Below are 6,164 nucleotides of genomic sequence, written 5' to 3'. Positions count from 1 at the left end.
CCGCCCCCTCCGACCCAGGCGCCGGTCCCGGCCACCTCGCTGATCGCGCCCCCGCCGCCGCCCTCCCCGATCGGGCCCGGAGCGGGTACCGACCAGGAACAGGGTTCGGATGGCGGTCCGGCCGGTGACGGCAACGACAGCCAGTAGGGTCCAGCCCGGAACGAAGACCTCCCCGAGGGCCGGTGGCCCTCGGGGAGGTCTGGTACCGCCGTCGTGCGGGGGCGGCTGCTAGCGGACGCGCCCGTACATGTTCGGGTTGTACGAGCTGAAGCTGGAGACGCGGACCTGCTTGCCCGGGCGGGGAGCCTCGATGTACTTGCCGCCGCCGAGGTAGACGGCGACGTGGTGGATGCCCGAGGCGCTGCCGTTCGAGGTCCAGAACACCAGGTCTCCGCGGCGCAGTTCGGAGCGGGAGATCGGGGTGGTGGCCCGGTACTGGTCGGAGGCCACGCGGGGCAGGGTGATGCCCGCCGAGCGGTACGCGGCCTGGACCAGGCCCGAGCAGTCCCAGCCGCGGGGGCCGTTGCCGCCCCAGACGTACGGGTCGCCGAGGTGGCTGTTGGCGAAGGAGATGGCGCCCTCCGTGCCCTGGCGGATGGGGCTGCCGGAGGAGCCCGAAGAGCCGGATGAGCCCGAGGAACCGGAGGAACCGGACGAGCCCGAGGAGGATCCGGCGCCGGATCCGCCGGCGAAGCGCTCGTACTTGGCCTTGTGCTGGGTCCAGCGCCACCAGCCGGTGCCGTCCTTGTACCAGTACACGCGGTCCGTCCCGTCCCAGCCCGCGCGGCCGCGGAAGGTCGGCTCGGAGGTGCGTACGGAGGAGGAAGGAGAAGTCGAAGAAGCAGAGGAAGAAGAGGAAGAAGAGGAGGAGGCGCCGGCGGAGGAACCGCCGCTGTTCGCCACGTACTTGCTGTGGTGCTGGGTCCAGCGCCACCAGCCGGTCGCGTCCTTGTACCAGTACTTCGAGCCGTCCCAGCCGGCGTGCGCCGGCGCCGGCTCGGCGGACGCGGTGCCCACTCCGGTGCCCATCAGCAGCGTGGCGCCGACGGCCGCGACCACGGCGCCGCGCAGGGTGCAGCGGCGGCGGCGGGCCGCGGCGGCCGTCATGGCCGTCGTGCCGCGCGCGCAGCCGGTGCAGTCACAGCTGTCGGGTATTTCTTCGGTGAACTCGGGCGTGCGCATGCATGGTTCCTTATCCATCGGGGGCTCTTTCATCGGGGGTGCTTCAACGGGCGTCGGCGGCAGGGCCGCGCGCCGTGTAGAAGGCCACGGTCAAGTCCTTGACCAGGGCCTTGCGTTCGTAGTCGTCCAGGCTCACGAGCCCGCGGTCCGACATCCGGTGAACGGTGTCGTCGACGGCGTCGAGCACGGAGGTGAGGACGGAGTCCCGGTGCCGGGCGTCGATCGAGGCGACCCGGCGGCGCTGCATCGCTGCGGCGACCTCGGGGGCGTACTCGACGTGCAGCGGGCGGGCGGAGAAGACTTCGATGCCGACGGCCTTGCACTCGGCGGCGAGGAGCCGGGTCAGCTCGTCGCCGACGGCCTCGGTGTCGCGCAGCGTCTCCGGTTCGGCCGGCTCCGGGCCGAAGGAGTCGGCGGGCATCCGGGAGAGCACCCGGGCGGTCGCGGACTCCACCTGCCCGCGCAGGTACGCGGTGTGGTCGTCGACCGCCAGCAGCGCGCGGGCGGTGTCCCTGACCCGCCATACGACGAGGACGACGGACCGCAGCGCGGTGCCTTCGGAGTCGACGACGCAGAGCGGCTCGCTGCGCCAGTGCCGCAGCCGTACGTCGACGCGGGTGTGCCGGGGCAGCGGATTCGACCAGATGAGGCCGGTACGCCGGATCGTGCCGCGGTAGCGGCCGAAGAGGGTCAGCGACCAGGCCTGGCCGGCGCGGCCGCGCCGCAGTCCGCAGAGCGCGAGGAGCGTGAGGAGCGCGCAGCACACGACGACGGCCAGGGGCCAGGCCTCGGCGGGGGAGGCGGAGGGGCGGAGCTCCCCGAACCGCGGCAGGACGGCGGCGCCGGCCGTGGCCAGCGTGGCGGTGAGCAGGGCCCACCAGCCGGAACAGGCCCGCGCGGGGCGTTCGGTGAGCTCGGGGTCGAGAACGGCGGGAAGGGTCCGCGGGGTGGCCGGCGCCGCCGTTGCCGGTCGAGCGGGCCGGGGTATCGCCGCATGTACGGCGGCCTGCCGGAGGGTATCGGGCTCGGCGGGTCCGCGACGTCCGCGGAGGCGGTCCGGGCCGCCGGGAGTCCCGGGTGCGCCGGGTCCGTGGGGTCGGCCGGGTCCGCCGGGACCGGCTGAGCCGTAGGGTCCGGGGGTGGTCGTGGCGGGGGTGCCTGCCGGTTCCTCGTCACGGAAGAGCGGACCGAAGACGAGCGGATCCCGGTAGGGCCGCACGATCAGACTCCCGCGCCCCGTACGGGCCCCGAGGGCAGCATCGCCACCGGAGTCGGGGCCGGAGCCGGAGCCGGAAGCCGAGCCGAGACCGGAGCCGGAGGCAGAGGCCGACGCCGACGCCGACGCCGAGGTGTCGGCAGGGCTCGCGGAGTGGGTCGGGGTGTGGGTGTCGTCCGGAGGGGTGGGGCCGGTGAGGGGGGCGGATATTCGGACCGGGGTCCGCGCCCCGTCCTCCGGCCTTTCCGCCGCTCCGTCCCGCCCTCCTTCCACCCCTCCCTCCGGTGCTCCGGCCGGTTCTCCGGTCGTCTTCGGCGCTTGCGACAAGCCACACCCCACACAGCCGTGGGCGTCAACGACCCCGTGCCGGGGGGTTCCTGACGCCAGCAAAGATGATCATGAACGGATCGATCTTCGCGAAATCGTACAAGTCACCTATTCGGCGAAAGTCACGACAGGCCGGGACTTTGGTCCTTTTTCGTCCCGGAATTCGGCTTCCTGGGGGCTCGCTAGCGCATGCGGAGCGCGGGGTCCGGCCGACACGCCGGATCCGGCCTGCGCGTACCGCGAACCGGCGCCCCCTCCCGCCCGGCCCCGGCAAGCTCCCGCAGACCGGCGCGGACCGTCGAAGAGTGAGACCCTGAAGGTGTGGCCGAAAGGGGAGTGACCCCCCAGGTCGAGTGGCCTGCCCGGACGGACACGAGCCTCGCGCTCAACCGCATGGGCACCTTCGACTGGGACCTCGACAGCGGGCAGATGTTTCTGGACACCACCGCCCTCGAGGTCCTCGACTTGCGCCCCGAGGAGTTCACGGGCACCCCCGCCGGACTGCGCGTCCGCCTCGCGCCCGGCGAGGAGGTCCGGCTCGACGCGCGGGTCGCACAGGCACTGAAGGCCGGCCGGAGCCACTACGGGGCCTACGTGCGCAGCCGCGGCCGGGACGGCGCCCCGGGCTGGACCCATCTCCAGGGCCACATCCTGCGGGACCCGCACGGGCGTCCGTACCGGATCATCGGGATCGTCCGCGACGCCGTCCACGACCCCGGCGAGCCCGGCGCGGCCGGAGAGCGCGACGAGGGCCGGCGCCGCATGACGGGGGTCGTCGAACGGACCACGGCGATCCTGGCGCACGCCCGCACGGTCAACGACGTCACCGACGTCCTCAAGGACCCCGAGGCGCTCGGCCACCTCGGTGCGGTCAGCGTCATGCTCGGCGTGGTCGACGGCGGCCGGATCCACCTGGTCGCGGAGGGGCGGCTCGGTGCGTACGTACCGGAGACCGAGTACACGCGGATCGACGCGCCCCTGCCGTTGAGCGAGGCGGTACGGACGCTGCGGCCGGTGTACCTGGGCTCCCGCGAGGAGTTCCGGCAGCGCTACCCGGACCTGTGGCCGTACGTCGAGCCGCTGGCCGTCCGCAGCGGGGTCTACCTGCCGCTGATCGCCCAGGGCCGCCCCGTCGGCGCGCTCGGCCTGCTCTACGCGCGGGAGGGCGACTTCAACGCCGAGGAGCGCAACGTGCTGATGGCCCTCGGCAGCGGCATCGCGCAGAGCCTCCAGCGGGCCATCCTCTTCGAGCAGGAGCACGACCTCGCCGAGGGCCTCCAGAAGGCCATGCTGCCGCGCCGGATCCCGGAGGTGGCGGGTGCGCTGATCGCCGTGCGGTACCGGGCCGCCCGGATGGGGCGGGACATCGGCGGCGACTGGTACGACGTGGTCCCGCTCGGCGAGGGACGGGTCGGCGTGATGATCGGCGACGTGGAGGGCCACGACACGGACGCCGCCGCCGTCATGGGCCAGCTGCGCATCGCGCTGCGCGCGTACATCGCCGAGGGCCACACCCCCGGCGCGGCCATGGCGCGGGCCTCCGCCTTCCTCCGGGACCTGGAGACGGAACGCTTCGCCACCTGCACGTACGCCGAAATCGACCTCACCACCGGCATGGCCCGGCTGGTCCGCGCCGGGCACATCGACCCCGTGGTGCGGCGCGGCGACGGCAGTTGCCACCGCGTGCAGGTGGCGGGCGGGCTGCCGCTGGGCCTGCCGGCGCGCGAGCCGGGTGCGCCCGGTGCGGATGCCACCGGTGGCCCGGGTGCTCACGGCACCGATGCTTCCGGCACCGAGGCTTTCGGCTCCGGTACTTCCCGCTCCGGTACTTCCGGCTCCGCCGGTACGGGATACCCCGTCACCAGCCTCGAACTGCACCCCGGGGATACGCTGCTGCTGTGCACGGACGGTCTGACCGAACGGCCCGGCGCGGATCCCGACACCGGTGTGCGCGAGCTCATGGACGCGGTCCGGGACGGGCCGACGGACGTGGAGGAACTCGCCGACGTGCTGTGCGACCTGGTCGGGGACTCGGGCGGCGGGGACGACATGGCCCTGCTCCTGCTGCGCCGGCGCGGCACCCCGCTCCCGCGCGGCGGCGGCCCGCTGCGCCACCGGCTCACCCCCGGGGACCCGGACGCCCCGGCGATGGCCCGGCACCTGATCCGGGCGGCCGCCGCGGCGTGGGGTGCGTGGGACCAGGCCGACGAGATCGAGCTGGCGGCGGACGAGCTGATGACCAACGCGCTGGTCCACACGGACGGCGTCGGCGGCGTCAGCATGCGGCTGACACCGGAAGGCCGGATCCGGATCGAGGTGGAGGACACCAGCAGCGCCCTGCCGCGGCGCCGGGAGGCCGACGACTGGGCGGTGTCGGGCCGCGGCCTGATGCTGGTGGACCGGCTCGCGGACGCCTGGGGCGTGGAGCCGCGGGGCGGCGGGAAGTGCGTGTGGTGCGAGTTCGCCGTTCCGGCGCCCTCCCACTCGGCGCCCTCCCTCGCGGCTCCCGCCTTCCCGTCCGGGGAGCCCGGCGAGGTGTAGGCGCGGGAGCCGGAAGGGGTTTCGCGGGCTACTCGGCCGCGTACGGGTGCTGCGCGCCCTTGGCCGGCTGCAACGCCGTCAGCCCGCGCACGAAGCGGATCGCGAGGACGGAGGCCGCGAGCAGTACCACGCCGTACACGGCGGCGGCGGTGGTGGCGGTGGCGAGCCCGGCCGCGTCGGCGGCGCGGCCGTAGAGGGTGTCGTAGACGCGGTGGCGAACAACGCGGTGATCCACACCAGCCACCACGTGGTGATGGGCGCGGTCGAGACGGGCCGGTGGGCTCCGTCCGACCCGCGCAGGAGGCTGGCGGCCCAGATCTCCTTCGCCATCTTGTAGGGGATGCGGAGGAAGGCGAAGGGCACGAACCAGCCGCCGACGGCCCAGGCCGCGGACCGGGTGACCGTGTCCCCGCCGAGAACCAGGGCGTTGTGGTGGACGCGGTGGAACCAGGTGATGAACAGGGCCGCCGTGATGATCAGCAGCGGAATCTCCATGAGCCGCGCCAGGCCCAGCAGGGTGTCCGGCAGGGTGTCGCCGTCCTCGGTTCCCGCACCCGGGTAGCTGCCGGCGCGCAGGCCCGGGCCGAGGTACAGGCCGGTCGCGGTCAGGAGCAGGGCGTACAGACCGGAGAGTGCGAGCAGGACGCTCGTGGCCGTGGCGAGCGCCCCGGCTGGGCGCAGCAGGGGCACCCGCGGCGGTGTCCGCTGGTCGCGGTCGACGGGTGGCGGTGAGCCGGTCGCGCTGAAGGACATGAAGCTGTACCCCCGGGAACAGGTCACATGCGCAGAGGGCCCGCCGGCCCGCCGGCACGTGGGCACGGTCGAAGACATGGCGGGGCCAAGATCTCAGACCGCGCCTTTGGATGACTTGGCCCGCTTCCCGGGGCGGGTGCGGGCG

The 6,164-nt window shown here is 73.9% G+C and carries 4 protein-coding genes; 1 reads left to right on the top strand and 3 read right to left on the bottom strand.

From position 1 onward, the window contains the following. Positions 1–228: 228 nt before the first annotated feature. Both AC061S_RS13895 and AC061S_RS13890 read right to left on the bottom strand, forming a co-directional pair. On the bottom strand, positions 229–1,182 hold the full coding sequence (locus AC061S_RS13895) for a C40 family peptidase (RefSeq protein ID WP_478686219.1): 954 nt from the start codon (positions 1,180–1,182) through the stop codon (positions 229–231). Between the two features lie 43 nt (positions 1,183–1,225). After that, complete coding sequence (locus tag AC061S_RS13890; RefSeq protein ID WP_478686218.1) at positions 1,226–2,671, bottom strand: SPFH domain-containing protein; 1,446 nt, start codon at positions 2,669–2,671, stop codon at positions 1,226–1,228. A 375-nt stretch (positions 2,672–3,046) separates the two neighbouring features. On the opposite strand from AC061S_RS13890, the gene AC061S_RS13885 reads away from it, so the two are divergent. Then, positions 3,047–5,266: a SpoIIE family protein phosphatase gene (locus tag AC061S_RS13885; protein WP_478686217.1), complete on the top strand. Its 2,220-nt coding sequence runs from the start codon at positions 3,047–3,049 to the stop codon at positions 5,264–5,266. Between the two features lie 78 nt (positions 5,267–5,344). On the opposite strand, the gene AC061S_RS13880 is transcribed toward AC061S_RS13885, so the two are convergent. Further along, entirely contained in the window at positions 5,345–6,019 is a 675-nt protein-coding gene (locus tag AC061S_RS13880; protein WP_478686216.1) for a DUF4328 domain-containing protein, read from the bottom strand. Positions 6,020–6,164 lie beyond the last annotated feature (145 nt).

It is taken from the genome of Streptomyces sp. CA189 (assembly GCF_056428985.1).
The sequence above is the reverse complement of the archived record's forward strand: the minus strand, read 5'-3'. Positions and strand labels throughout refer to the sequence as shown.

Bases quoted from the DNA above. Each gene is read 5' to 3' on its own strand.
- AC061S_RS13880 (WP_478686216.1), bottom strand. From the start codon at position 6,019: ATGTCCTTCAGCGCGACCGGCTCACCGCCACCCGTCGACCGCGACCAG.
- AC061S_RS13895 (WP_478686219.1), bottom strand. From the start codon at position 1,182: ATGCGCACGCCCGAGTTCACCGAAGAAATACCCGACAGCTGTGACTGC.